Below are 27,000 nucleotides of genomic sequence, written 5' to 3'. Positions count from 1 at the left end.
ACCCCGTTAACCCCAAATAAACCAGATGTCAACCCCCGCGCTTCGCTTTTACCTCTTGCTCTGCACCTGCGTTCCCGCCCTCCTGTTAGCCCAGCCCGACCGCTGGCAGCAACGTGCGGCCTACGATATGGACATTGAAATGGACGCCGACGCCAACCAGTACACCGGTACCCAGGTGCTGAAGTACTACAACCAGTCGCCGGATACCCTGACCAAGGTCTTTTACCACCTGTACTTCAACGCCTTCCAGCCGGGTAGTCAAATGGACCTGCGCAACCTGAACCTGCCGGACGCCGACGAACGGGTGGCCGACCGCATCAGTAATTTGCAGCCCGATGAGATCGGTTACATCAAGGTGAACAGCCTGGAACGCGAGGGCGGCAGCCTTTCTTACGAAACCGTGGGGACCATCCTGGAAGTGACCCTGGACGAACCCATCCTGCCCGGCGACAGCACCACCTTCACCATGGAGTGGGACGCCCAGGTACCCCTGCAGATCCGCCGCAGCGGGCGTGATAACGCCGAGGGCATCCGGTTCAGCATGGCCCAGTGGTACCCTAAGCTGGCCGAGTACGACTATCAGGGATGGCACGCTAACCCTTATATCGGTCGCGAATTCTACGGGGTGTGGGGTGACTTCGACGTCACGATCAATATCGACGAGGACTACGTGGTGGCCGCGACCGGCTACCTCCAGGGAACGCCCGCCCCGACCGGCAACGGCAAGGTGAGTTACCACTTCGTCGCGCCCAACGTGCACGACTTTGTTTGGGCGGCAGACCCCGACTATACCCATACGGATCTGAAGCGCGATGATGGTACCACCCTGAACTTCTACTACCAGCCCGGGGAGGCCACCACCGACAACTGGGAAGCACTGCCCAAGATCATGGACGAGGCATTCAACTACATCAACGCGCATTACGGACCCTACCCCTACGAGCAGTACAGCTTCATCCAGGGCGGCGACGGCGGCATGGAATACCCCATGGCTACCCTGATCACAGGGGAGCGCACCATGAGCAGTCTGGTGGGCGTAAGCGTACACGAACTCATGCACACCTGGTACCAGATGCTGATGGGCACCAACGAAGCCCTATATGCGTGGATGGACGAAGGCTTCACCAGCTGGGCCTCCAATGAAGTGATGAACCACCTGCGGACGAAAGGCCTAATTGCCGGTGAGGCCACCGACAACCCCCACGAACGCACCTACGCCAGCCTGCGCGGGTTCCGGCAGTCGGGACTGCAGGAACCCCTCACCGTCCACTCCGATCACTTCGCGACCAACTCCGCCTACAGCGTAGCCAGCTACGTGAACGGAGCGGTGTTCCTGGAGCAACTGCGCTACATCGTAGGGGAGGAAGCTTTTAACTGTACCCTCAAGCGGTACTACCACGATTGGCGGTTCAAGCACCCGAACGACAACGATTTCATCCGGGTGGCCGAGAAGTGCTCTGGCCTGGAGCTCGACTGGTACCGGGAATACTGGGTCAACGGTACCGACTACCCCGACTACGCGGTGACCGACGTCGAGGACCTGGACGGTACCGGAAAGACCCGCGTCGACCTGCAGCGCGTGGGACGTATGCCCATGCCCCTGGAACTGACCGTAACCCTGAAGGACGGCAGTGAGAAGTACTACTACATCGCACCCGAAATACTGCGCGGCGAGAAGCCCCAGCCAGAGTACGCCGCCGATTGGACGGTGCTGCCCGACTGGGGGTGGACCAATCCCGCCTACAGCCTGGAGCTGGATTTTGACAAGCAATTGATCCAGAAAGTGGAACTCAACGCCCGGCACCGGATGTTTGAGGACGATCTGGACAACAACGTCTGGGAATAAACCGGGACTGCGGGAAGGGCCAGGGTGTCCTTCCCGCATTACTTTCGGGAAGAAATTTGCCGGCCAGGCCACGAAAGACCGGGGTGGCGGTATCCCCTGAGCAGAGAATGCCCCACCCAGCCCTATTCACATGAAGTTACTCGTCTTAACCAAGAAGTTTCCGTATCCGCTGAAGGACGGCGAGAGCCTGGCCATTCACGGTCTGACGAAGAGCCTCAGCGAGCTGGGGTGCGAAGTGAGCCTGCTGGCCATGAATACGACCAAGCATTTCTTCGCCGGCGCTGCCCTGCCGGCCGAAATGGGTCACTACCGCGAGGTGCGCACGGTGGCCGTCGACAATCAGATCAGTCCCATCGATGCCTTCTCCAATCTGGTACGGGGCACTTCCTATCACATCAGCCGGTTCCACCAGGCTAGTTACCACGAAGCACTGGAGCGCTGGCTGCGCGAGGAGCGCTTCGACATCGTGCAACTCGAAACCCTCTACCTGGCCCCCTACATCCGCACCATACGGTTAAATTCGGACGCCCAGGTGGTAATGCGTTCCCACAACGTGGAACACGAGATCTGGGAGCGTTGCTGCCAGAATATTTCCTTCGCGCCCAAGCGTTGGTACCTGCGTCACATAACCCGCCAACTGCGGGAGTACGAACAAAGCCAGCTCAACCAGTACGACCTGCTGCTTCCGATCACGCAGCGCGACAAGAAGAACTTCGAGCGGCTCGGCAGTCGCGGGCGCACCTACGTGCTGCCGATTGGACTGGAAACCCTCTGCGGACCTCCGCGCTACGACAGTTTCTCCGAGCCGCCCCACCTGCACTTCATCGGCTCACTGGATTGGCTGCCCAATCTGGAAGGCTTGCAATGGTTCCTCAACAACGTGTGGCCCCTCATCCACCGGCGCTGCCCGGAGGTGAAGTTCCACATTGCCGGCCGGAACATGCCGCACAGCATTCAGCAGCTGGAAATGACGAACGTCGTGATCCATGGCGAGGTCGAAAGCAGTTGCGCCTTCGTAGCGTCCCACAGCATCAGCATTGTCCCCCTGTTGAGCGGCGGCGGCATGCGGGCCAAGATCCTGGAGGCCATGTCGTTGGGCCGGGTGGTGGTCACCACTACCGTCGGATTGGAAGGCATCAAGGCGCGTAACCGTCGCGACCTCTTCATTGCCGATACGCCCGAGCAGTTTGCCGAGGTGATCGAGGAATGCTGCCGCAGGGGCCGCAAGTTGGAAGCCATCGGACGCAACGCCCACGCCGCTTTCAACCGACACTACGACCGCCGCGTACTGGCCCGGGAGCTCATGGAGACCTACCACGAGATCCTGGAATCCGCCGTCGTGGCCCCCTGACTCCCCCGGTGAGCGCAAGAGCCTAAATTGATATATTGCGGCACACACTACGTGATCATGCCGAAATATATTCTCGCCCTCGACCAGGGCACCACCTCTTCGCGGGCCATCCTTTTCAGCCACGAAGGCACCATCGTGGCTACCGCCCAGAAGGAATTCACTCAATATTACCCCCAGCCCGCCTGGGTAGAGCACGACGCCGACGAAATCTGGACCGCCCAGGTTACCGTGGTCCGGGAACTGCTCGACCGCACGGGGGTGCCGGCCAGCGACCTGGCCGCTATCGGCATTACCAACCAACGGGAAACCACCCTCATTTGGGACCGCACCATCGGCAGACCGATCCACAACGCCATCGTGTGGCAGGACCGCCGGACGGCCGGGCTGTGCGACCAGCTCAAGGACCAGGGACTGGAGGACCACGTTCGGTCCACCACCGGTCTGGTCATCGACGCCTACTTCAGCGGTACGAAGATCAAGTGGTTACTGGACAACGTGCCCGGTGCCCGGCAGAAAGCCGAAGCCGGCCAACTCTGCTTCGGCACTATGGACAGTTGGCTGGTGTACCAGCTGACCGGGGGAAAGGTGCACGTTACGGACGTCACCAATGCCGGCCGGACCATGCTGTTCGATATTCGGAAGCGGGACTGGGACGAGAAATTGCTTGAGGTACTCGAGGTGCCCCGCTCCCTGCTTCCCGAGGTGAAATCCAGCAGTGAAGTCTACGGACACACCGAACTCTTCGGCGCCGCGGTACCCATCGCCGGAATGGCCGGCGACCAGCACGCGGCCCTGTTCGGACAGGCCTGCTTCGAGCCCGGGCAGGCGAAGAATACCTACGGTACGGGTTGCTTCATGCTGCTGAACACCGGCTCCGAAGCCGTCCCAAGCAAGCACGGCCTGTTGACCACCATCGCCTGGGAGATCGACGGCCACACGGAGTACGCCCTTGAGGGCAGCGTATTTATCGCCGGTGCCGCTATTCAATGGTTACGCGACGGTCTGAAACTGATCGACGAGGCGCCCGACAGCGAATACTACGCCAACAAGGTGAAGGATACGGATGGCGTATACGTGGTGCCGGCCTTTGCCGGTCTGGGTGCGCCGTATTGGGACATGTACGCACGCGGGGCCATCTTCGGGCTGACGCGCGGCACCTCCAAGGCGCACATCGTACGTGCCACCCTGCAGAGCCTGGCGTACCAGGTAAAGGACGTGCTGGAAGCCATGCAAAAGGACGCCGGAATGCCGCTATCAACCCTGCGGGTAGACGGGGGAGCAAGCGCCAACAATTTCCTGATGCAATTTCAGGCCGATATCCTGGGGGCTGCGGTCGAGCGACCCAAGATCGTGGAAACGACGGCGCTGGGAGCGGCTATGCTGGCCGGCCTGGCCGTGGGTTTCTGGAAGCGGGAAGACCTCGCCGCCACCTGGCAACTCGATGCGGCCTTTGAGCCGAAGATGGAGTCGGATGACCGCGATCGCCGCTACGCCGGTTGGCAGAAGGCGATCAAGCGTACCATGGCCTGGGAAGACCACTGATCGGCGTCAGGCCGGGTCACCAATAGCATCCAGGAGGTCGTCCAGTTGCCACGCATCCTCGATCCGGTAGGGGCCGACCGCCGTGCGCCGCAGGGCCACCAGGTGGCCACCACTATCTACGGCTTGCCCCAAATCATAGGCCAGGGACCGAATGTAGGTGCCTTTGCCGCAGGTGACGGTAAAGTCTACCGTTTCGCCGGTGAAATTGTGCAGATCGAAGCGGTCCACGCGTACCGCCCGCGGCTGTACGGTCACTTTCTCGCCGCGCCGGGCCCGTTTATACAGGGGTTGCCCATCCACCTTGATCGCCGAGTAGACCGGCGGCAGTTGCTCAATCGGACCGATAAATTGGGCGGCGGCGCGCTGGAGCAGGGGCAGGTCAAGATGCCCGGTAGGGTAGGTTTCGTCGATCTCGGTTTCCGCGTCGTACGAGGGCGTGGTGGCGCCGAGTCGGATGGTGCCCGTGTATTCCTTGTCCATGCCTTCGAGTTCCTGCAGCCGCTTGGTCCACTTACCCACGCAAAGGCTGAGCAGTCCGGTAGCCATGGGGTCGAGGGTGCCGGCGTGACCCACTTTGAATTTCTTCACGCCTAGGCGCTTGCGGATCTTCCACCGTAGCTTGTTGACTACGTCAAAACTGGTCCAGCCTTCCGGTTTATCAATCAGGAAAAGGGCACCCTCCGCAAACGAAAACGGGGGAGTGGTGGCGGCGGGTAACATAGCGGTGGTTTAGGCGATAAACTTGATGAGCAGTACGACCAGCGCCACGGTGAAACAGTAGTAGGCGAAGTACTTGAGCTTGGCCCGCTTGACCAGTTTGATCATCCACACGCAGGCAAGAATCCCGGTGAAAAAGGCGGCCAGAAAGCCGGCGACGAGCTCGGGTGTGGAGGTAGTAGCGGTGAACTCCCCGTCGATCAGGTCCTTGGCCATTTTACCTAGTATGAGGGGGACGACCATAAGGAAAGAAAACCTTGCTGATTTCTCGCGGTCGATGCCCAGCAGCACGCTGGTGGAAATCGTGGCCCCAGACCGGCTGATGCCAGGCAGGATGGCTACCGCCTGCGACAGGCCGATGAGAATGGCGTCGCGCCACCCCACGGCCTTGTCGGTACGCTGCGCCCGGTCGGCCAGAAACAGCAGGAGTCCGGTCACGACCAGCATGAGCGCGACCAGCACGATCTGTCGGTCGAAGAGGGTAGTAAGCAGGTCGTCGTAGAGTATTCCCACGATAGCCGCGGGAACCATACTTACGATGATGAGGGCGGCGAATTTCGTACCGCCGTTCCATTCAAAGCGGAAGAGGTCGGTTAGGATTTCTCCGATGTCCTTGCGGAACACTACGACGGTCGCCAGGGCCGTGGCGGCGTGGAGGGTTACCGTCATGAGCATGCTCTCGGCGGCCAGGCTGGTGTCGCCGAACATCCACTTCGTAAGTTCGAGATGGCCGCTGCTGCTGACGGGCAAAAATTCAGTGAGCCCCTGGACGATACCCAGGACGATGGCGCGGAACAATTCTAGCACTTGCTATTTTTTGAAGATCGCGTACGTCACTACCCCAAGTCCGGAGAGGATGATGATGGGCGCCAGGGTGATTTTGCGCCAGCTGTAAATGACGCTTTCGTCGAAGACATTGGGATCATCGCCCCGGCCGCCAGTCATGAGCAGGAAGCCCACTACGATCAGGAGAAAGCCTCCGCCAAGCCAGAGGTAGGTGTCCTTCCCAAACACCAGCGGCTGTTGATCGGTACGCGCCGCACTGCGGGGTACGGCACTGGTTTTTGGTTTGGCCACTACCCGAACGGATTCGGCCTCCGGCTCTGGGGTGCCGGTCGGACGGCTTTTCTGCTTCTTCCGTTTACTCATGGTCTGCTCATTCGTTAGGCACCGCGAAGGTAATGGAATTCGTGGGCTACTAGGTCCCGTAAGGCCGGGCAATGTACTTTAGCAGCGCCCGTGTTCCTTCTTGCGACACGACAATATTCCCGCCACCACACAGTAATCTATATGATGCGCCACCTCCCTCTGCTCTTTCTGCTACTCCTTTGCACCAGCGTACGCGCCCAAATGTCCGACGCGAAACCGCGCGGCGACGACTACGGAAGCGGTCCGTTTGAGCAGCTGATCATCCGGGGGGCGATCCTGATCAACGGTAACCTGGCCCCGCCCACCGGCCCGGTTGATATCGTGGTCGAAGGCAACCGGATCGTTTCGGTGCAGACCGTCGGTTTCCCCGGCGTACCTATTGATTCCGCGGGCCGGCCCCCGCTCCGGCCGGGCGGACGGGAAATCGACGCCTCGGGTATGTATGTGTTGCCGGGGTTCGTAGACATGCACGGCCACACCGGCGGCAACGCCCAGGGTACGACGCCCGACTACGTATATAAACTGTGGCTGGGCCACGGCATCACCACCGTACGCGAACCGGGCAGCTTCAACGGTCTGGAATGGACGCTGGACCACCGCCGCCGCTCGGCTACCAACGAAATCGCCGCTCCCCGCATCCTGGCCTACACCGGATTCGGAATGGGCCGTAAGGAACCGTTCACTACCGCAGAGGAGGTACGGCTTTGGGTGCGCGCGAATCAGGAAAAGGGTAGCGATGGCATCAAATTCTTTGGAGCCCGCCCCGACCTGATGCAGGCGGCCCTGGAGGAGAACAAGAAATTGGGCCTGCGCAGCGCCATGCACCACGCGCAGATGGATGTAGGTCGCTGGAACGTGCTGCATTCCGCCCGGGCCGGCCTGACGACGATGGAACACTGGTACGGCTTACCCGAAGCTCTTTTCGAGGACCGCCGGGTACAGGATTACCCGGTTGACTACAACTACCAGAACGAGGAGCACCGCTTCGGGGAGGCCGGAAACCTCTGGCAACAGGCCGCCGCCCCCTACAGCGAGCACTGGAACGCGGTGATGAACGAACTGCTGGAACTGGACTTCACCCTGAATCCGACCTTTAACATCTACGACGCGAACCGCGACGTAATGCGGGCCCGCAACGCCGACTGGCACGCGGAATACACCCTGCCGAGCCTGATGAAATTCTACGCCCCCAGCCGCGTGAGCCACGGCAGCTACTGGCACCACTGGGGAACGGAGCAGGAGGTAAACTGGAAGGAGAACTACCGGCTGTGGATGACCTTTGTCAACGAGTACAAGAACCGGGGCGGCCGGGTCACGGCCGGCTCCGACTCAGGATACATTTATCAATTGTATGGCTTCGGCTACATCCGCGAACTGGAACTGCTGCGCGAGGCCGGATTCCACCCTCTGGAGGTGGTGCAAGCCGCTACCCTGAACGGAGCAGAAGCGCTCGGCATGGAAGACCGGATCGGCACCGTGGAGGCGGGCAAACTGGCCGACCTGGTCATCGTGGGGGATAACCCACTGGCCGACCTGAAGGTCCTGTACGGCACCGGTACCACCCGTCTCACGGAGGACAATGAGGTAACCACCACCGAAGGGATCCGGTACACGATCAAGGACGGCATCGTATATGATGCCGTCAAACTCCGCGAGGCGGTCAAGGCCATGGTCCGGGAAGCCAAGGCCGAATAGCTGGACCGCTACTTGGCGGTAAGGGTGGCCTCGATGTCGGCCTCGACCTCCTGGAGGTGATACTTGACGATACCCTCGCGGTAACGGGAGGCAGCGCTACGGGCCAGGCGGGCAATAGCTGACAGTTCGGCCCGGGCCAGCGCCCCAATGTCGGTCGCGTCTTCCGCATCCTCGTTAAGCAATTCCGTCAATCGCTCGACGTGGGCCCGCTGCAGGTTGCGACGGAAGCCGTCGATGGACCTGCCTTCCATTGCGTCGGCCCACAGACCACGGCGCAGTTGCTCCAGCATCTCGGGGGCAGTGTAGGCCGCCGATCCGTTGAGGGCCTGGTTTTCGACCATGCGGAGCAGGCGGTCCGCGTCCAAAAGGTTGTTGAGCTGGCGGGACTGCAGGCGGCGCATGCGTTGCACGATGCCGGAAGGTCCGATATTGGCCACGATGCGTTCGGGCATCAGCCATTCCAGCGTAGAAAATACCTCTTCGTTGAGGAAGTCTACGGCTTCCGCTTGCTCCTTTTCGGAGAGGTGAGAGTAAACATTGCCTTCTTCATCCGTAGTCTTGAGCTGCTCGTACACGCCACCGATGTTAGCCGTAACGTGCGCGGCGTAGCGCGACCACACGCTCAGGAGTTCTCCGTAGAGCTCTTCCAGGTCCGCGTAGTCCTCACCGTCGCGGGTGGTCCAGTCGGCCAGGTTGGCGGCCACGATCCGTAGGTTCTTCATTCCGTAACGGCTGGCTTTAACGGGATCGTCGCCCACCGCTTCGGTTTGGGCGCTGGGGTCGGAGGAACTGTAACCACCGAAGAGGTATACCGGGTCGCCCTGTTTTTCCGCGATCCAGGCGTTGAGACTGTCCTTCTCTGCCGCCGCGCTCCGGGCCTCGGGCAGGTAGCGGTAGCCCCAGTTAATGGCGTATATGTCGTACGGGCCGAGCATCCTTACCCACCGGACGCCATCGTCACCGGGTTGGGCAACGTAATTATAGCGGGTATAGTCCATGATCGTCGACGCAAGTCCCCAGGTGTTAGTGAAGGTGGCGGACCGCAGGCTGTCGGTCGGGTAGGCGTAGCTCGCCTTCATATTGTGGGGAAGGCCGAGGGCGTGCCCTACTTCGTGGCTGATGACGCGGCGCATCATTTCGCCGATCTCGGCATCGGGGGTATCCAGGGTCCGGGCCGAGGGGTTGGCGGCACCGGTTTCCAGCATGTACCGGTTTCGGTAACTGCGCAGGTGATTGTGGTACCAGATGATGTCGCTTTCGATGATCTGCCCTGACCGGGGGTCGACGACACTCGGGCCGATGGCGTTGCGGGTGGTGGAGGCTACGTAGCGGACCACCGAGTAGCGGGCATCCTCCGGACTCCAGTCGGGATCTTCGGCCCGGGAGGGGGCGTCGCGGGCCACGATGGCGTTCTTGAAGCCCGCGGCTTCGAAGGCTTCCTGCCAATCCTCGATACCTTGCCGGAAGAAGGTCCGGAATTTCTCAGGAGTAGCGGGGTCGAGGTAGTATACGATCGGTTCTTCGGGTTCCACCAATTCGCCGCGCGCGTAGGCCTCGGGATCCTTGGGCACCAGTTTCCAGCGTTTGATATAGCGTTTTTCGTCGGCCTTCAGGGCCTCCGAGCCGTAGTCCACCTGGCGCACCGTGAACCAGCCCACGCGCTCATCGTAGAGGCGCGGCTGCATGGGCTGCTCCGGCAGCAGGTACATCGACTGGCTGAGTTGCATACTGATCGTGCCGGTACGGGCATTCGAGGGCGGATCGTTGGCCGCGTAGGTCATGTCGTGCCGCACCTCGACGTTTTCCGGATAACTGGCCATGCGGCTGATGAAACTGCGATCCTTGTCCAGACTGCGGACCTCGTATTCCTTGCGCAGCCGCTTACTCAGGCCGGAGATGGCCTGCACGTCGCTGACGAACAACTCCTTCACCGGAATGACGGCGGCGGTGGAATCGGGGTTAAAAGTGGCGATCTTGAAGGCCATGACCACTGGCGCATAGTTGTTATCCTGCACCGACATATTGATGGGCAACGAGGTATCAGCCACGCTGCTGTACGAGACGGAGGTGAGATGTACAGCGTCGCCCACGCGGTTCCAGCGGACGAGCTGCTCGTTGGTTTTGGACCCGGCGTTAAGGTAGCCGCCGCCCAGTTCGGCGGGGATTTTGGCAATGCGGGTAACCAGCAAAAGGTCGCGGTTCAGCAAACTGAAGGGTATCTCGAAGTAGTACTCTTCACCAACGTGGTGTACGGTAAAGAGCCCCTCATCCGTTTCGGCCTCCGGCGTGATTACCTCCCCGTAGGCTTTGAACTTGGGCTTCTTCTCGATTTTGGCCGTGGCATCCGGTGCTTGTGTTTGCACGGATGGGATGTCGGGTTCCGTCTGGACGGTTTCCCGGGGGGTGAAACAGGCAGTCAGGCCCAGAAAGAGCAGCAGCGAGAGGTATCGCATGGTCAGTTTTTAATCTTCGTAATCGAATTCTTTGGTAAGGTTGCCCACGGAAACCCGAAAGGTGCCCGCCTCGGTCACGGCCCGCTGGTCACGGCCAATGAAGGCCAGGTCTTGCGGCGTCAGGATAAAGGTGATGTCGCGGTACTCGCCGGGCTCCAGGTGTAGTTTGGTGAAGCGCCGCAGACGGCGCACGCTGGGCGTAACGCTGGCTACAAGGTCCGATGTGAAAAGCAGCACTGCGTGCTTACCTGCCTGGTCGCCTTCGTTGGTGACCCGCAGACTCACTTCCAGGCTATCGCCGGGGTTCATGACGCGGCTGCTCAGCGACAGTTCACTGTATTTGAAATCGGTGTAGCTCAGTCCGGCACCAAACTCGAACAGGGGATTGAAGCTGCCGTTACGCGCTTCGGTAGCCTTGTGATCGTAGGTTTCCAACGCATTGGGATGGCGAGGGTAGGTGAGGGGGAGCCTGCCGCTGGGATTGACCCGGCCCGATAGAATGGCCGCCAGGGCATCCCCGCCGCGGGGGCCGGGGTAGGGAGCAAAGAGTACCGCGCGGGAACGGTTGGCCATGGACGACATCAGGCGGGGCCGGCCGGCGGCCATGATGAGTACGATGGGCTTGCCCGTTGCGTGTAATTCGTTAAACAACCGGCGCTGCGCTTCGGGCAGGATAAGGCTGTTGATGTTGCCCGGATCCTCCGTATAGGACAATTCGCCCAGACATACCACTAGAATGTCGGCCTCAACGGCGGCGGTTACGGCCGCCTCCACGTTCTTGAGGGTATCGAAACTGGCCCCTTCCACGTACGTCAGCCGATCGGGGAATTCCTTTTCCAGCGCTTCGCGAATGGTGTTGTACTCCTGCAAATATTCATCGGCCTTGTCGCCCTGCCAGCTGTAGGTCCAACCCCCGTTCAGGCTACGCATGTTATCGGCCGTGGGTCCTACCAACAGGACGCGTTGATCGGCACCGATGGGAAGCGGTAACCCGTCGTTCTTCAGCAGGACAATGGCTTCCTCCGCCGACTGCAGGGCCTTGCGGGCAAACCGCTCACTGCCAAAATCCGGAAACTCGGCCGGGTCCCACAGGTGCTTCTCGTACAACCCGAGGGCCACCTTCACCGCCAGGATACGGGCGACCGATGTGTCGATGCGGCTCTCAGTGAGCGCTCCCTCCTGCACCAGTTCGACTACCACCTCGGGGAATTCGGTAGTCACGGCCGTCATGCTCATATCCATACCGGCGTCAATGGCCATTTTCACGGCCTCCTTCAGGTTGCGGGCCACCTGGTGCCGCTCGTAGAGGTAGCGTACGTCCTGCCAGTCTGATACCAGCAGTCCTTCGAAGCCCATTTCCCCCCGCAGCACGTCCGTGAGCAATTCCTTGCTGGTGTGTACCGGGATGCCGTTGATTTCTCCGGAATTGATCATAACGGTGAGCGCGCCGGAGTCGATCGCGGCCTGAAACTGCGGCAGGTAGTATTCGCGCAGTTGTCGTTCGGGTAGGTAGGAGGGCGTGCGGTCGCGGCCGGTGCGGGGTGAGCCGTAACCAGTGAAGTGCTTCAGGCACGCCACCACGCTGGTTTTATCGCTCACGTCGTCACCCTGGTACCCCTGCACCATGGCCAGTCCGAATTTCTGATTCACGTACGGGTCTTCCCCGAAGCTTTCCCAGTTACGGGGCCAGGCGGGGTGGCGACCTACGTCCATCGCCGGACTGAAGTTCCAGGGAATGCTGGCGGCCTTCATTTCGTAAGCGGTGATACGGGCCAGTTCACGGGCCAGCTCCGTATTGAAGGAGGCCGCTACCCCGAGGGGCTGGGCAAAAAGCGTAGAACCCCGTACGTAGTTGACACCGTGGACGGCGTCCTGCCCGTAAAGGATAGGGATACCGGTGGTCTCCATGGCTTTGGCCTGCAGTCGGCCGATGTAGTCGTGGTATTCTTCCACGGTTGGGATGGAGCGGCTGGGCACGTTCAGGACGGAACCGATCTCCAGTTCACCAATAATCCGATTCACCCGTTCCTCGCTCATTACCGGAGGTACGGTCAGTACGTAGGTTGGTCCTTCAAAGACCAGGTCGACGGCCACCTGGGTCATCTGGCCCGCTTTCTGGCGCAGCGTCAGGCGTTGCAATTCAGACCGGACAAAGGCGTTCTCGTCTTCCGTGAGAAAGGAAAAGGCAGGTTGGGCGCGTACGCAGGTGCAAGCGATTAGTACAAGGAGCAGGGTCAACTGGTTACGCATAGCGGGAAAATGGTTCGGCGCTAAGCTAAGCATTCAACACTAATGATCACCTTTACCTCCTCCGAGGCGATCGGCAATACCGCGGTCGTTGGAGAGGCGCGGCACCTTGTTTTGACCGCCAAGTTTGCCCGATTCCTTCATGTACCGGCGGAATGCTCCGGGCGGTAGGGAAGTCAGCACCAGGGGGCGCAGGACCTTGCCTTCAATCAGATCACGGTAGTATACGTTCTGTTCAACCATGGCCCGATCGAGTTCCTCGGCGAAGCGGGCGGCGTCTTCCGGCGGGCGGCCGAACTCAACCAGCCATTCGTGATAGGGTAGGCCCGAAGGGGGCGACACCTGGGGGGCAACGGTGAATTCGGTAACCTCCACGCGGTGGCGCGCGGCCACTTCCCGGAGTGCTGCTTCTACCTCCTTGCCGATCACGTGTTCGCCGAAGGCAGAGATGTAATGCTTGGTGCGCCCGGTCACGCGGATTCGATGGGGCGTAAGGCTGACGAACTCAACGGTATCGCCGATGTCGTAGGCCCACAGTCCGGCCGTCGACGAAAGAACCAGGGCGTAGTTGACTCCAAGCTCAACTTCTCCCAGCGACAACCGCCGGGGAGCGTCCGAACCCATTTCTTCGGTGGGCACAAATTCGAAAAAGATGCCGCTGTTGGTGTTCAGCAGCAGGCCCGGCTCGGTCTGGCTATCCTGGAAAGCGATAAATCCTTCACTGGCGGGGTAGGTTTCGACGCTGGGGATACGGGCACCCACGAGGCGCTCCAGGCTTTCCCGGTAGGGCTCGAAGTTGACCCCACCGTAGACAAACATCTCCAGGTTTGGAAACAATTCCTTGACCGTCGATTTTCCGCTGCGAGCCAGTAGTCGCTCATAATACATCTGCACCCAGGGGGGGATTCCACTGATCAGGCGCATGTCGGCTGCTATGGTCTCATCAACTATTGCCTCGAGCTTGGTCTCCCAATCCTCGATGCAGTTGGTTGCGTAGCTGGGCAACTGGTTAGTGCGCAGCCAGGCCGGTACCTCGTGGTTGACAATGCCGGAAAGGCGCCCGGTGGGGATACCGTTGGTGTCGTCCATTTCCGGACTTCCGCTGAGGAAGATCATTTTCCCGTCCAGCCAGCGGGCGTGACCGGTTTCGCCCACGTAGTTGAAGAGTGCGTTGCGGGCCGATCCAAAGTGGTTGGGCAGGCTGTCACGGGTCAGGGGGATGTATTTGACGCCGCTGGTCGTGCCGCTCGTCTTGGCCAGGTAGCGGGGGCGGCCGGGCCAGCTTACATCGCGGTCACCTGCCTTGATGCGGTCGGCGTAAGGCCGAAAGGCCTCGTAATCGCCGATGGGTACCCGTTCGGTAAAGTCTTGGTAATTCTGGATGGCCGCAAAATCGTGGTCCTGACCAAATCGGGTATCGCGGGCGGTACGGACGAGGTCCCGGCGGATCTCTTCCTGTAACGCTACGGCCATCCTGGCCCGGAATTTCAGGCGGCGACGGACGTAATAGGCGTAGGGACGGATCAGCTTGGACTTCATGGACCGGGAATCAGACGTTGGGGATTCGGATGGTGTACGTGCGGCCGTTGCGCACCGTAAGGCTGCCGGACACCAGCCAGGGATTATACAGTTTCAGCATCCGGTAGGTGGTTCCGTGGGCCCGGGCAAACTCACCAAGGTTGGATTGGGATTCGGTGACGGTGACCGTACGGTAGTTGTCGAGCACCGGATAACGAGCCGCTTCCGGCACGTGGTAGCCGAACTTCTCGGGGTACTCCATAATGTACTTGAGCGCAACGATGCGGAAAAGGTATTGCATCGTTTCGTTGTTGATGTCGAGATCGAAAACTTCCTCGGCACGTTGGCGGTCCATCCATTTTTTCAGGTTGGGTCCACCCATGTTGTATGCGGCGGCTACCTTGCTCCAGTCGCCGAACTGCCGGTAATAATCCTTCAGGTAGCTGGCGGCGGCCCGGGTAGCTTTTTCCAGGTGATACCGCTCGTCCACTTCCTCGTTTACCTCCAGGCCATAGGCCCGGGCCGTAGGGGCCATCATTTGCCACACGCCGCGGGCCCCCGCCGGACTCACTACCTCGTCGAGGGTGCTTTCGGCGGCGGCCAGGTACTTCAGGTCGTCCGGCACGCCTTCCTCGCGCAGGATTTTCTCCAGGGTAGGGAAATAGCGTCCCTGACGCTTGAGCAGTAGCAGTGTGTTGCGGTGGAAGTAGGCGTTGCGCATCAGTTCCAGATCGAGTCGCTCGCGCACGTCGAAATTGTCGAGGGGCAGTTCCTCTCCGGCGAAGGAAAATGGACCGCTCAGGTCCATGGGGCGCACTACCTGGGCCAGGTGGCCGGCTGGGATAGTGTCGTTCGTATCCTGCTCCCCTGTGGCCGGGTGCTGCCGGCCGTCCCCCGTGCTGAGCAGGATGAGCCATCCCAGCAGAAAAACCGCCCCAACTCCGATTCCACTGATCAATGCTTTCATAATTTGTTACTTTGTGGCCGGTAGGCACCGGTTCGCTCTTCGCCCAAAGGTATTAACGTGTCGGCTGCCGTACCTAAACCGCTTGCTCAATCAAATAATTTACCGTCTCCAACGGCGAATTATTTACCCCCAATTCCCCTCCCGATCTAATTCGGGGCCGCTAAATTCTTATGAATTAATGTCCGCCACGGCCGGTAAAGACAGACAAGACGTTCTGCTGGAGCTGCTGCGCAAGCGGGACGAGGCCGGCATGCGATACCTGTTTGAACACTACGGCGGGGCCTTGAACAACATTATCGGCCAGATCGTCACCGAACAGCGGATAGCCGAGGAAGTCCTGCAGGATGTACTCATGCGGATTTGGGACAATGTCGGTCAGTACGACCCGGCCAAGAGCAGGCTGTTCACCTGGATGGCCCGCATCGCGAGAAACGCCGCCATTGACCGCGTCCGATCCAAATCTTACCGCAAGGCTGGGAAAACCGATGAGCTTGATGTTGTCGTAATTAATCGCAGCAACAGCGAGACAATGTCCGTGGAGCACATTGGGCTGTCCAACCTGCTTACGCGGCTCGACGCCAACTACCGGTCGATCATCGACCTGCTCTACTTCAAGGATTACACTCAGGCGGAAGCTGCCGAGGAACTTGACCTGCCCCTGGGTACGGTGAAGACCCGCTCACGGCGTGCCCTGCAGAAACTGAGGGAAATCCTGAAAAGTGAACTGATAATCCTCTTTGTTTGCCTGTTTAATTTCATCACTTAACCTTCGCCATTCACCTCAGTGGACCTCACAGCATACATAAACTCCGGCGTTCTGGAACTCTACGTTCTCGATCGTCTTTCCCCCGACGAACGTCGGCGGGTGGAGGCGTATGCGGAGCAGTATCCGGAGGTCAGGGAGGAGATCGAGCAGATCGAGATCGGTCTGGAAGAATACGCGTTGCTGCAGGGGCAGGCCACGCCCCCGCCGCCGGAAGTACTTACCTCCGTGCTCAGCCGCATTCGCCCGACTACATCTAGCCCCGCTGCGCCGGCCACCTCCGAGGTTACATCCGGGGGCAGCGGGTGGGTGACCTGGCTGATGCTGGCTTTACTTGCCCTTACCCTGGCCGCCCTGGCCTATTTCTACCTGGAACACCGCGAACGTCAGGATGAACTGCAGGACGCCCGCGAGGAATTGTCCATTATGCAGGCCAGCTGCGCGCAAATCGCTAGCGAATATGAGGCGGATCGAGAGCAACTTGCGGTACTCACCGACGTAGATACCCGTGGCATCCTGCTGTCCGGTTCCGATAATGCCCCTGAGAGCCGCGCCCTCGTTTTTTATAATGAGACCGACGGTACCGTGCTCTTCTCCGCGGCTAACCTGCCCCCGCCGCCCGCCGGCAAACAATATCAACTCTGGGCCATCGATGCCCAGGGCCCGCAGGATCTCGGTGTGCTGGACCGTGACCTTTCACAGGAGGCCTTGCTTAACGTACCCTTCGTGCCAAACGCCGCGGCTTTTGCCATCACCCTGGAAGACGAGGGCGGCAAGCCGACCCCCGATCTGACACAACTTCAGGTGATCGGAGAGGTGGGCTCATAAAAAAACTGCCCCGAATAACCTAAAGGCTACCGGGACAGTCCACACACTATGAGAACACCCATTAAATCTTGCGGCGATGGCGGGCCGCTCCGCTCTTTGTATATATAGACAACCGAAGACACGCTAAGTATGTGCTTAGAAATGTCTGAAATGGTTAAAAAGTTCTTAAATGCCTTGTAAATCAATGTTTTAGCCGGGCAGCTTTGCCAGTTACTGACAAATGGCCGACTAATAATTTGCGTACCTTTACGGCATGATAACCGAGGAGAGCGTACGGGAAGTTATCGACACGGCGCGGGTAGAAGACGTCGTAGGTGACTTCGTTAATCTGCGCCGGCGTGGCAATAACTTCACCGGATTGTGCCCCTTCCACAACGAGAAAACCCCGTCCTTCAACGTCAACCCCGCCCGAAACATCTATAAGTGCTTCGGATGTGGGGTAGGGGGCGACCCCGTGAAGTTCCTGATGGAACTGGAGCAGCTCAGCTTTCCGGATGCCATCCGATGGATTGCACAAAAATACAACATAAAACTCGAGGAAACCGAAATCAGCGAGGAGGTAAGGGCGGAAATTCAGGAACGGGATAGCCTGATCATTGCCAATGACTTCGCACGGCAGTACTACGAAGACCAGCTCCACCAGACGGAGATCGGAAAAAGCGTAGGCTTGGGCTACTTCCGCAGCCGGGGTTTTCGCAAGGAAACACTGAAAACGTTCGGACTCGGGTATGCTCCTTCTTCGACCGATGGTCTGTACCAAGCTGCCCTGAAAGCGGGCTACAAGGAAGAGCAACTGGAAAAACTCGGCCTGATCCGCAACGGCCGCGACTTTTTTCGCGATCGGGTCATGTTCACCATCCACAACCTGGGGGGGAAGCCCATTGCCTTCGCCGGTCGGATCCTGCGAAAAGACGCCAAGGCCCCCAAGTACATCAACAGCCCGGAGACGGAGATATACCATAAATCGGACGTCCTCTACGGCATGTTTCAGGCCCGGCAGGCCATCCGTAAACTGGATAACGTATATCTGGTAGAAGGCTACACTGACGTTATCAGCCTGTACCAGTCGGGCATCCGCAACGTGGTGGCTACCTCCGGAACCAGCCTCACCCCTGGCCAGGCCAAACTCGTCAAGCGGTTCACCGAAAATGTCACCCTACTTTATGATGGTGACAAAGCCGGCGTGAAAGCCGCCTTACGCGGAGTAGACGTCCTGCTGGCCGCGGACCTGAACGTAAGAGTGGTCGTGCTCCCGGATGGGCAAGACCCCGACGGTTACATGCAGGAGGTTGGTACAACGGTATTCGAAAAATACCTGGAGGAGACGCGGCAGGATTTTCTCTTTTTCAAGGCCGATATTTTGCTTGAGGAAGCCGGGCAGGACGTGGCGGCCCGCAGCGCCGCCATACGCGATATCGGTTCGACCCTGGCATTGGTAAGCGACCCACTTAAGCGGGCGGGTTATTTGCAGCAGTTCAGCAGCAAACTCGGACTGGAAGAAGGACTACTCGTGCAACTGGTCAATAAGGCCATCGCCGATCGCCGCACGGAGGCGCGGAAAACGCGGGAACGGGACGACAGGCGTCGGGCCCGGGAACAACCCAGCGATCGATCCGCCCCCCGGCCCGACGCGGATGAGTGGGAGGGGATGGAGGAACCTGCCTGGCTTTCCGCCGTGGAAAACCCGGAGTTGCCCCCAGAAACCGGTATAGGTTTAGCGCCAACGCCTCCCCTCGACGTCGATCCGCAAACCATTGCAGTAGGGCACAGTTTCCAGGAAAAATATATCGTCCAGTTGCTGGTGCGGGACGGTCATAAATTGTACGACGAAGCCTCAGGTACCAGTGTTGCACAGTATTTGACGGCCAACGTGGCCGATGTCCTGGCGGATTTTGACGTTGAACGCTACCGCGACATTGTGCAGCAAGTCATGCAATACCTGCAATCCAATTCCACGCCGCCACCTTCCGACTGGTATACTCGGCACGCCGACGAATCCATCCGCAAACTCGCCGTGGAGGCCCTTACCACCCCTTACACCTACAGTCCGAACTGGAAAGAAAAGTATGGTCTGCGCCTAAGTCAGAAGATGCCCGAAGACAATCATCGCCTGGCCGCGGAAATTTTTCTGCGCATTTTCCGAATGGAAAAGATCGAGCGAAAGGGGCGGGAGAACTCGCGTCTCATCGCCCAATACGAGCAAGAAGGCAACTTTGAAAAGCTGCGCACCCATCTAAAAGTGCAAATGAAGCTCGACGAAATGCGTTTGGCTCTGGCAAAGGAGTTGGGTACCGTAGTTTTGAGCCGGTAAAACCTAACCCGCTACCGTGTGACGTCTCAAGCCCTCCAGGACCTTCCCGATCCGACCACCGTTCCGACCGCCGGCTTCTTGCCCCGGCTGGCCGCGGCTATTGTCGATTTTTTCGTGCTTTCTCCGTTGCTGTACGGCATCTACTATTTTATGGTAGAACGGCCGTTCCTGGCGGGTATAGTGATCATGTGGCTCCTTCAGTTCGTGTACAAGCCCCTGACCGAAGCCTACTTCGGAGCGACTGCCGGCAAGGCGCTAATGCGCCTGCGCGTGGTCAATCAGGGCACCAACCAAAACATGTCATTGAACCAGAGTCTGATCCGCTATCTCCCCTGGGCGGTTTCCGGATTCATTACCCTGTTCGTCTACATCCGGATATTTCAGTCGCCCGGATTTTCGGAAGTCAACGACGTTTGGGAGTACAGTGATTTCCTCAATAGCTTCCCCCTCACCGATAACTTTCTGGTGAGCCTGGGCAACAACTTCCCGACCTTCTCCGCGGTGTGGATGTTCATGGACCCGTGGAACCGGGCGCTGCATGACCGGTGGGCGCAGACCTTCGTAATTGTCGTAGTACCTCCCGTGGAGGAGTAAGTTTCTCCTGGTTAGTCGTGGTAGGAGGGAAAGTAATCGCGCTGCACGGAGTTGTAGCCGGCAAACACCCCCAGGCCACTTTCCACGTTGTTGAAATAAATGACGGGTTCATCGAGGCCCGTTCCGCCCAGGTCGTTGGGCAGCGCCAGGCTGCGCTGGTAGAAGTAGTATTCGGGACTCACCGTCCGCAGTTCGGCAACGATACGATCCAGGAGCTCATTCTCCGGATTCAGGCGGCTTTGAAGGTGGACCTCCAGGATGGATTCTGCTTGCTTGTCCTGTAAGAGTAAGCTCACCGTATTGCCTTCCATGGCTGCCTGGGTAGGCGTACTGACGGCTTTGGGTACGGGATCGAGTCGGAGGGTATCGCCGCGGGCGGTAATCTTGAAGGGAACCACGAGTTGACTGATCCGCAGATCGTAATAGTTGGTCTCGGTGGCAGGGTCAGCGTAGTCTATCTGCAAATAGTAGTCGTAAACGAACTCGCCCTCCTCCTCCATCACCGTCAGGTTCTTGACCGCGAGAGAGTTGATCGCCACCGGTTCCGGAATGGATGAAATGGCCGTAACCGGATCGTATCCGGGGGCTGAAACGTGAATGGTGTATTCGTGTCCTACCTCGGGCCTGAAATGTACGGTTCGGTACGAGCCACCGGCAGCGGTTTCGGTACCTGGATAGTAGGTAAGCACTTCGGCCAGTTTATTACCCTCGAAAAGGGATACTTGCGCATCCGATATTTCTTGGGCGGGGGCGTTTCCACGCGGGCGGGTGGCGCTGACGCGCAGGATCACTGGCTCAGCCGGGTAGAAGCTGGAGGAAAGGACAAGCTTGCTTTTGGGCACGTCGAACTCCAGGTCCACGGCTTCTTCACAAGCGACGAAGACAAAAAAGCTGAGAAACAGTACTCCGGACTGCCTGAGCAATGTGGTAAGGGGGACGTACCGCATGGTCAGTAAAAATAACCCTTTGTCAATCATTTGCCAAATTCTGGCCGAACGGGCTTGCCAATGGTAACCTGATAACTCAACGAAGGGAGTACTGGTGCGACAAAAATCTTGTAAAACTGTTCACGGCTCACCAAGCCTTCTTCACCCACCGAATACTCGGGCCGTATCTCGTAGTATACTGGGTTGTGCCGGTTGTAGACATTGTAAAGCCCCACGTCGATCGAGTGGGTAACGCGGCTGTCCGGCCCGCTCAGGGTGGTGTGCAGGTTGACGTCGAAGCGGTGATTGGGCGGCATCCGGAATCCGTTCCGCTCCAGCACGACGGGAATATTTTCGGGACCATCATCGGTAGGATTGGTACGGGTAGCGAGGCTAAGACTGTAGGCCAGACCCGTTTCGAATCGCCAGCTGCCGGTCAGCGTGGTGCGTTCCCCTAATTGATAAATTAACAGAAGATTAACCGCATGACGGCGATCGTAGCGGAAGGGAAAGGTCATTCCCTGGTTGATGCTACGGTCGAACGTGCGGTCGCTGCGCGCCAGCGTATAGCTCATCCAACCCCGAAAGCGGCCCCGGCTTCGCTGAGCGACCATCTCCCAACCGTATGCCTCGCCGGAACCCCGGCTCAGGTTCTCCATCCAGGTAAGAGATGACTGCCTACCCTCGGAGTAGGCAATGAGCCCGCGCATCCGCTTGTAGTAGAGTGAAGAGGTCAGGGTCCATTCGGACTTCGGCGACCAGACTAATTTACCACTGAATCGCGGCGAACTGGCTGGAGCGATCCCCGCCGCAGAGGGCACCCAGAGGTCGGAGGGAAGCCCAATAACGAAACTGTTGAGCAGGTGAACCGGTTGGACGGTGCGATCGTAGCTCAGTTGCCAATCCAGGGACTCACTAAGGGGGCCTGCCAAAAGGAGCCGGGGCGAAAGATTGACGTAATCCACACCGCCGTTGCGCCAGTAACTGCCGCGGAGCCCCAGCCGGTAGTAGAGTCGGCGCCATTTACTTTCGTAGGAGAGGTAATTGTTGAACTCAACCGGCCGGTGAATGTCCGCAGCGTCCAGGGTAGGGAAACTGGTCAGTCGGCTTTCCCCGGTCATGAGCTGGGGCAGAAAACGGTGTGCGTTGGCTTCCAGGCCGAACCGTAGGGTAGTAGCATGACCCATGCCGTGCTGCCCGTCAAAAGCAGCCCCGAGTTGCCGGATTTGGGAATAGTATCGCCCGCTGAAAAGTTGGCCTTCGAAGATGTGGTTGGTCACCTCCAGGATGCTGTCGTATCGTTCGAATGCAGATTGGGTCTGTAGATCGGAATACGAGAGCCGAAAATTGCCGAACGTCCGATCGCTGAACACGTGGTTGTACCGCAGGGCACCCACGGTGTTACCCCAGCGTACGCGCTCGGACCGGAACGTAGGGGTGTTGTAAACGAACACCGTGCCCGCATCACTGGGCGGTACCAGTGTACGGGATTGCCAGCTGTTGTTATGGTAGTCGTCTACCCCGGAATACAGGCTGAAGTAGATCCTGCCGCGGTCGCCCGCTTTCTGATTCAGCTTGAGGTTGACGTCGTATACGTCGTAGTCGGTTGACCCCTTGCGGCCCCGCTTTTCTTTATACACTTCGCTGTACTGCCGCAAAAGGCTGCTGGCCCAAAAGTACCGGCCGGTGAGCAGGAACGAGCTCTCTCCGGTCCGGATGGGCCCCTCCGCTGCCAATTGGGCGGACAGCAGACTGCTGCCCACCGTGAGCTCATTTTCGTATTGGTTCCCGTCGCGGGTGTGTACGTCAAGCACGCCCCCGATCCTGCCCCCGAAGCGGGCTGGCAACGCATCCTTGTATAAATCGATTCGCCGGATCGCCTGGTTACTGAAAATACTGAACAGGCCACCCGCGTGGCTCAGGCCGTAGACCGGTACCCCGTCGAGCAGGATGAGATTGTGCCCGGCTTCGCTGCCGCGGATGAGTATGCCCCCGATGCCGTCGGCACCGCTGGTAACCCCAGGCAGCAACCGCGCCAGTTGGAGGGGATCGTCCTCCCCTCCGGGACCACCCAGTTGATCCACCTCTGCCCGACCGATCCGGGTGCCGGTCTCGAAGTACCGTGCCTCACCCTCCCGCCCGTGGGTGGAGGTGACGATGACTTGCGGCAACTCCCGATTGGGTTGAAGATTAAGATTTAGCAGGCTGTCGGACCGCAGAATCAACTCGGTCTCCAATGGACGGTATCCTATATAGGTGACGCGCAGGCGCCGGCGTCCCCCGGGGGTGGCGATGGTATAGAAACCGTATTCGTTGGTGTAGGTACCCAGTTGTTCGTCCAGCAACTGCACCGTAGCGCCGATCAGGCGCTCGCCGGACTGCCCGTCGGAAACCATACCAAATAGAGTGAACCGCTGATCCGTCAACTCACGATCCAAAAGGATCAGGTAGCCGGCTGCTCCTCTGACGTACGTCAGTTCAGTATCCCGCAGGAGCAAATCCAGCCATCCTGCGACCGTATAGGAGTCGGCAGGTACCTGTACCACGATGTCGGGGAGTTGGTCTGGCCGGTAACTAAGTTCCGCGCCGGCCTCGGTAAGGGCGATCAGTGCATCTTCCAGCAATTTCTCGCCTGCGGCGAGGGTATATCGCTGGGACAGACTGTCGGTTTGGGCAAAAAGCAAGAAGGGCACGCAGACCGCAAGGAAGACAGCAAAGGAGCAGCGCGGCCACGTCATGGGTGGCCGGGTTTACTGGCTGCAGGAGCCTTCGAGCAGGAAGTGTTTGCCATCGGTACCGGTGGAACGGACCTTGACCCCACCTAGTTCTGCGATATCCATTAACACGGAACCCGCGTCCCCGCCCCGGTAACTGCCGCTGACGGTATAGGAACAGACCTTGCCGTCCTTCCACTCGCACTTAATACCCCAGTTGTCGGACAAGTACGAGAGGACCTCCTCAAGGGGGGTGTGGTTGAACTTCAGGACCCCGGTGCGCCAGGCGTGATGGTTCAGATTGGGGGCCGGCTGGTGGATCATGGGGGCACCCGGCTTGGCCATGGCACACTCCATGGCGGCTACGCTAAGTTTTTCAGTTCCTTTTTGAAGGATGACGGAGCCTTCGGAAACCTCAACTTCCATCTCTTCGTTGCGCGAGCGAAGGTTAAAGGCGGTCCCCGTAACGTGGAGGGCGGCCGTCCCATTGCTGACGATGAAGGGCCGACCCTGATCCGGAACAACTTCAAAGTAGGCTTGCCCATCCAGGCTGAGACGGCGGGCGTCAAGATTGTAAGTATTCGGGTCGTATCTCACCTGGCTGCCCCCCTGCAGGGTCAGGGACGTACCGTCGGGCAATTGGTACTCCGCAAGGGCGTCCGAATCGTTTATCAGGTAAGTTTGTTGGTCGCGGGTCAACAACACCACGGCGGCGGCAATGACCAGCAGTGCCACGGCGGCAACGGCCAGGAGGCGGCGGCGTGGAAGGCGGCGGATCCGGCCGGCGGAGGGCTTCAGGCGACCATGGAGCTGACGTAGACCGCGGTCGACATCGGGGGTAAAATCCTCCCGATACATGGTAACCAACTGGTCGATGTCATTTTGTTCTAAGCTCATTAGGACGTTGCGTGAGTGGTAGCTTCGTCGGGAAGACCCCAAAGGTAGGTTCCACCCCCTAAGCTGTCGTTCCCCTTTTGGTGGTTTTGGTCCGTTAGCTGACTGGGTGGGTCTAAATTAAGCATAGGCAGCAAAAGATAAAGGGCAATAACAGGGCCAGCCACTCCCGTAGAAATTTATAGGCGCGGGTCATCTGATTTTCCACCGTTTTGACGGAGATGTCCAGCCCCTCCGCGATCTCGCGGTTGCTCATATTCTCCACTTTACTCATAACGAAGACCAGTCGACACCGCTCCGGCAGCCGGTCGATGGCGCGCGTGATGCGCTGCTGGGTTTCCGCCCGTTCCATGCCCATTCCCGGTTCCTGGGCGGCATCGGCCGTGATATCCGGCATTTCTCCGTCGTCGACGGGAATCCGTTTGCGGTCCCGCAGGTAATTCAGGCTACGGTTGCGCACGGCGCGGCGCAGGTATGGGCCCACGGCCTGGGTGTCGGAAGGCAGCTTGGCGCGCTTCGTCCAGAGGCCGGTAAACACTTCCTGTACGATGTCTTCGGCCGTCGTTTCATCCATGACGAATCGGACGGCGGTGCGGCAGAGGTCGACGTAGTAGCGGCGGAACAACTCATCCAGGGCGGCCGACTTGCCACCCCGCAGGGCGTCAAAGAGTTCGGTATCGGTCGCAGGGGTTGTTGTGGCCATGTTCTGGAGGTAAGGTAGTATATGTACGGAAAAGCCCCCCCGATGGGTTGACTCCTTTCGGTGTCGGAAATAAGCTTTTAAAAAGTTCCTACCTTACGCCTTTACTAATTTACACTTACCCCAATGGCCAAACGCTTTTACTTTTTTCTATCTTCCCTTCTTTTGCCGGTGCTGGCATTCGCCCAGGACCCGCTCGTTGATGAGGGGCGGGAGACGACTGGACCCACCATCGACGAAAAAATTCAAGCTGTTTTCGAGCCCATTACCCGGGCGGTGGAATCCGTTGTCTTTTATCCCATCGCCATCGGTGGTTTTGAGATTCCCTTCGTTTTACCCTGGCTTATCGTAGGCGCTACGGTCTTTACGGTTTACATGGGCTTCATCAACATTACCGCCTTCAAACACGCGCTGGATGTCGTGCGCGGCAAGTTTGACGATCCCGACGATGAAGGCGAAGTTTCCCACTTTCAGGCCCTTACGGCCGCCCTTTCGGGCACGGTAGGCGTAGGCAACATCGCCGGTGTCGCCTTCGCGGTGGCCCTCGGTGGCCCCGGCGCTACTTTCTGGATGATCATTGCGGGCCTGTTAGGCATGACTTCGAAATTCGTTGAGTGTACCCTGGGCCTGATGTACCGCGACGTTCACGCCGACGGCTCGGTGTCCGGCGGTCCGATGTACTACCTGGACAAAGGCCTTAAGGAAAAGGGTCCGGGCTGGGGCGTGCTGGGCAAAGTGCTTGCGGTCATGTTCTCCATCGCCTGTATCGGCGGCAGCTTCGGCGGCGGCAATATGGTGCAGATCAACCAGGCTACCCAGCAGCTCACCGAAGTGACCGGCGGGGTAGACAGCTTCTTCTACGGCCGCGGCTGGATCTTCGGAGTGGCGATGTCGCTTACCGTCGGACTCATCATCATCGGGGGCATCAAGAGTATCGCCAAGGTTACCGATAAAGTAGTGCCCTTTATGGTGGGCATCTACGTGCTTGGCGCGCTGGTGGTACTAGGCTACCACATCGCGGACATCCCCGCCGCCTTCGCGACTATCTTCAACGGTGCCTTTAACGCCGACGCCCTCTATGGCGGAATCATAGGCGTCCTCATTCAGGGTTTCCGGCGTGCGGCCTTCAGTAACGAAGCCGGTGTAGGCTCCGCCTCCATCGCCCACTCCGCGGCCAAGACCGACGAACCCGTCAGCGAAGGCGTGGTGGCCCTGCTGGAACCCTTCATCGATACCGTGGTGATCTGTACGATGACCGCCCTGGTAATCATCATCACCAACTACGGCGGGTACGGTGCCGAAGCGGCATTCGCCAATAAGGTCGAGGGAACGGTCGGCGACATTACCCTGACTTCCGCGGCCTTCGAAACGGTCATCAGCTGGTTTCCGGTGGTCCTGTCCATCGCCGTTATCCTCTTCGCCTTGTCCACCATGATCAGCTGGTCGTACTATGGACTGAAGTCGTGGACCTACCTCTTCGGCGAATCTAAGACCAACGAAGCCATTTACAAGATCATCTTCTGCATCTTCGTGGTCATCGGATCGGCCATCTCGGCTTCCGCCGTATTCGATTTTGGAGACGCCATGATCTTCGCCATGGCCTTCCCCAACGTGTTGGGCCTGTACATCCTGATGCCCAACGTGAAGCGTGCCCTGCGCAGTTACCGCGACCGGGTGGCAAGCGGTGAGATCACCCGCTTCGAGTAGGTTGTTATCGACCATCTAGCAAGAGAAAGCCCCGATTGCCGTGCGCAACCGGGGCTTTCTCACTCCTGGGTATCCCGT

At 59.1% G+C, this 27,000-nt stretch carries 20 protein-coding genes; 9 read left to right on the top strand and 11 right to left on the bottom strand.

Annotated elements, in window-relative coordinates:
* Positions 1-25: 25 nt before the first annotated feature.
* From E4021_RS02960 to glpK, 3 genes are all read left to right on the top strand, one after another.
* On the top strand, positions 26-1,846 hold the full coding sequence (locus E4021_RS02960) for a M1 family metallopeptidase (protein WP_136456413.1): 1,821 nt from the start codon (positions 26-28) through the stop codon (positions 1,844-1,846).
* A gap of 130 nt (positions 1,847-1,976) precedes the next feature.
* Positions 1,977-3,197, top strand: a complete 1,221-nt coding sequence (locus E4021_RS02955; RefSeq protein WP_136456412.1) for a glycosyltransferase family 4 protein — start codon at positions 1,977-1,979, stop codon at positions 3,195-3,197.
* Positions 3,198-3,251: 54 nt separating this feature from the next.
* Positions 3,252-4,739: a glycerol kinase GlpK gene (gene glpK / locus E4021_RS02950; RefSeq protein WP_136457247.1), complete on the top strand. Its 1,488-nt coding sequence runs from the start codon at positions 3,252-3,254 to the stop codon at positions 4,737-4,739.
* 6 nt (positions 4,740-4,745) lie between these two features.
* Here the strand turns inward: glpK and truB are convergent, their stop codons facing one another.
* The 3 genes from truB to E4021_RS02935 are packed head-to-tail and all read right to left on the bottom strand — an operon-like array spanning position 4,746 to position 6,605.
* A complete protein-coding gene (truB, locus tag E4021_RS02945) occupies positions 4,746-5,459 on the bottom strand; it encodes a tRNA pseudouridine(55) synthase TruB (RefSeq protein ID WP_136456411.1) in 714 nt (237 codons plus the stop codon).
* Positions 5,460-5,468: 9 nt separating this feature from the next.
* Positions 5,469-6,263 carry an undecaprenyl-diphosphate phosphatase gene (locus E4021_RS02940; protein WP_136456410.1) on the bottom strand — a complete coding sequence of 265 codons (795 nt, stop codon included), beginning with the start codon at positions 6,261-6,263 and terminating at the stop codon, positions 5,469-5,471.
* 3 nt (positions 6,264-6,266) lie between these two features.
* Positions 6,267-6,605, bottom strand: coding sequence for a DUF3098 domain-containing protein (locus tag E4021_RS02935; protein ID WP_136456409.1), 339 nt, complete (start codon positions 6,603-6,605; stop codon positions 6,267-6,269).
* Between the two features lie 144 nt (positions 6,606-6,749).
* Between E4021_RS02935 and E4021_RS02930 the strand changes: the two genes are divergently transcribed.
* Positions 6,750-8,300, top strand: a complete 1,551-nt coding sequence (locus E4021_RS02930) for an amidohydrolase family protein (RefSeq protein WP_136456408.1) — start codon at positions 6,750-6,752, stop codon at positions 8,298-8,300.
* A gap of 8 nt (positions 8,301-8,308) precedes the next feature.
* Here E4021_RS02930 and E4021_RS02925 read toward each other — a convergent pair whose 3' ends face one another.
* From E4021_RS02925 to E4021_RS02910, 4 genes are read right to left on the bottom strand one after another with little or no spacing between them, the layout of a single operon-like run.
* On the bottom strand, positions 8,309-10,753 hold the full coding sequence (locus E4021_RS02925; protein WP_136456407.1) for a zinc-dependent metalloprotease: 2,445 nt from the start codon (positions 10,751-10,753) through the stop codon (positions 8,309-8,311).
* Between the two features lie 9 nt (positions 10,754-10,762).
* The gene (locus E4021_RS02920) at positions 10,763-13,003 is read right to left on the bottom strand and encodes a glycoside hydrolase family 3 N-terminal domain-containing protein (protein ID WP_168797441.1); all 2,241 of its coding nucleotides are present in this window, start codon (positions 13,001-13,003) and stop codon (positions 10,763-10,765) included.
* Between the two features lie 39 nt (positions 13,004-13,042).
* Entirely contained in the window at positions 13,043-14,539 is a 1,497-nt protein-coding gene (locus E4021_RS02915; protein WP_136456405.1) for a GH3 auxin-responsive promoter family protein, read from the bottom strand.
* Between the two features lie 10 nt (positions 14,540-14,549).
* On the bottom strand, positions 14,550-15,485 hold the full coding sequence (locus tag E4021_RS02910; protein ID WP_136456404.1) for a lytic transglycosylase domain-containing protein: 936 nt from the start codon (positions 15,483-15,485) through the stop codon (positions 14,550-14,552).
* Positions 15,486-15,663: 178 nt separating this feature from the next.
* On the opposite strand from E4021_RS02910, the gene E4021_RS02905 reads away from it, so the two are divergent.
* The 4 genes from E4021_RS02905 to E4021_RS02890 all read left to right on the top strand — a co-directional run bounded on the left by E4021_RS02905 (position 15,664) and on the right by E4021_RS02890 (position 19,981).
* The gene (locus E4021_RS02905) at positions 15,664-16,251 is read left to right on the top strand and encodes an RNA polymerase sigma factor (protein WP_168797440.1); all 588 of its coding nucleotides are present in this window, start codon (positions 15,664-15,666) and stop codon (positions 16,249-16,251) included.
* Between the two features lie 18 nt (positions 16,252-16,269).
* Positions 16,270-17,076: an anti-sigma factor gene (locus tag E4021_RS02900; protein WP_136456402.1), complete on the top strand. Its 807-nt coding sequence runs from the start codon at positions 16,270-16,272 to the stop codon at positions 17,074-17,076.
* Between the two features lie 253 nt (positions 17,077-17,329).
* Positions 17,330-19,387, top strand: a complete 2,058-nt coding sequence (gene dnaG, locus E4021_RS02895; RefSeq protein WP_136456401.1) for a DNA primase — start codon at positions 17,330-17,332, stop codon at positions 19,385-19,387.
* Between the two features lie 18 nt (positions 19,388-19,405).
* Entirely contained in the window at positions 19,406-19,981 is a 576-nt protein-coding gene (locus tag E4021_RS02890) for an RDD family protein (RefSeq protein ID WP_136456400.1), read from the top strand.
* An 11-nt stretch (positions 19,982-19,992) separates the two neighbouring features.
* Here E4021_RS02890 and E4021_RS02885 read toward each other — a convergent pair whose 3' ends face one another.
* From E4021_RS02885 to E4021_RS02870, 4 genes are all read right to left on the bottom strand, one after another.
* Entirely contained in the window at positions 19,993-20,928 is a 936-nt protein-coding gene (locus E4021_RS02885; protein WP_168797439.1) for a DUF4249 domain-containing protein, read from the bottom strand.
* Positions 20,929-20,954: 26 nt separating this feature from the next.
* Positions 20,955-23,645, bottom strand: a complete 2,691-nt coding sequence (locus E4021_RS02880) for a TonB-dependent receptor (protein ID WP_136456398.1) — start codon at positions 23,643-23,645, stop codon at positions 20,955-20,957.
* 12 nt (positions 23,646-23,657) lie between these two features.
* The gene (locus E4021_RS02875) at positions 23,658-24,518 is read right to left on the bottom strand and encodes a FecR family protein (protein WP_136456397.1); all 861 of its coding nucleotides are present in this window, start codon (positions 24,516-24,518) and stop codon (positions 23,658-23,660) included.
* A gap of 112 nt (positions 24,519-24,630) precedes the next feature.
* On the bottom strand, positions 24,631-25,218 hold the full coding sequence (locus E4021_RS02870) for an RNA polymerase sigma-70 factor (RefSeq protein ID WP_136456396.1): 588 nt from the start codon (positions 25,216-25,218) through the stop codon (positions 24,631-24,633).
* Between the two features lie 123 nt (positions 25,219-25,341).
* Here E4021_RS02870 and E4021_RS02865 point away from each other — a divergent pair, with 123 nt between their 5' ends.
* Positions 25,342-26,922, top strand: coding sequence for an alanine/glycine:cation symporter family protein (locus E4021_RS02865; RefSeq protein ID WP_136456395.1), 1,581 nt, complete (start codon positions 25,342-25,344; stop codon positions 26,920-26,922).
* Positions 26,923-27,000 lie beyond the last annotated feature (78 nt).

It is taken from the genome of Neolewinella litorea (assembly GCF_004803465.1).
Lineage (GTDB): Bacteria > Bacteroidota > Bacteroidia > Chitinophagales > Saprospiraceae > Neolewinella > Neolewinella litorea.
This window is presented reverse-complemented; position numbering and strand designations above follow the sequence as displayed.

Bases quoted from the DNA above. Each gene is read 5' to 3' on its own strand.
- E4021_RS02875 (WP_136456397.1), bottom strand. From the start codon at position 24,518: ATGAGCTTAGAACAAAATGACATCGACCAGTTGGTTACCATGTATCGG.
- E4021_RS02920 (WP_168797441.1), bottom strand. From the start codon at position 13,003: ATGCGTAACCAGTTGACCCTGCTCCTTGTACTAATCGCTTGCACCTGC.
- E4021_RS02915 (WP_136456405.1), bottom strand. From the start codon at position 14,539: ATGAAGTCCAAGCTGATCCGTCCCTACGCCTATTACGTCCGTCGCCGC.
- E4021_RS02885 (WP_168797439.1), bottom strand. From the start codon at position 20,928: ATGCGGTACGTCCCCCTTACCACATTGCTCAGGCAGTCCGGAGTACTG.
- dnaG (WP_136456401.1), top strand. From the start codon at position 17,330: ATGATAACCGAGGAGAGCGTACGGGAAGTTATCGACACGGCGCGGGTA.
- truB (WP_136456411.1), bottom strand. From the start codon at position 5,459: ATGTTACCCGCCGCCACCACTCCCCCGTTTTCGTTTGCGGAGGGTGCC.
- E4021_RS02960 (WP_136456413.1), top strand. From the start codon at position 26: ATGTCAACCCCCGCGCTTCGCTTTTACCTCTTGCTCTGCACCTGCGTT.
- E4021_RS02930 (WP_136456408.1), top strand. From the start codon at position 6,750: ATGCGCCACCTCCCTCTGCTCTTTCTGCTACTCCTTTGCACCAGCGTA.
- E4021_RS02905 (WP_168797440.1), top strand. From the start codon at position 15,664: ATGTCCGCCACGGCCGGTAAAGACAGACAAGACGTTCTGCTGGAGCTG.
- E4021_RS02865 (WP_136456395.1), top strand. From the start codon at position 25,342: ATGGCCAAACGCTTTTACTTTTTTCTATCTTCCCTTCTTTTGCCGGTG.
- E4021_RS02880 (WP_136456398.1), bottom strand. From the start codon at position 23,645: ATGACGTGGCCGCGCTGCTCCTTTGCTGTCTTCCTTGCGGTCTGCGTG.
- E4021_RS02955 (WP_136456412.1), top strand. From the start codon at position 1,977: ATGAAGTTACTCGTCTTAACCAAGAAGTTTCCGTATCCGCTGAAGGAC.
- E4021_RS02910 (WP_136456404.1), bottom strand. From the start codon at position 15,485: ATGAAAGCATTGATCAGTGGAATCGGAGTTGGGGCGGTTTTTCTGCTG.
- E4021_RS02935 (WP_136456409.1), bottom strand. From the start codon at position 6,605: ATGAGTAAACGGAAGAAGCAGAAAAGCCGTCCGACCGGCACCCCAGAG.
- E4021_RS02870 (WP_136456396.1), bottom strand. From the start codon at position 25,218: ATGGCCACAACAACCCCTGCGACCGATACCGAACTCTTTGACGCCCTG.
- E4021_RS02925 (WP_136456407.1), bottom strand. From the start codon at position 10,753: ATGCGATACCTCTCGCTGCTGCTCTTTCTGGGCCTGACTGCCTGTTTC.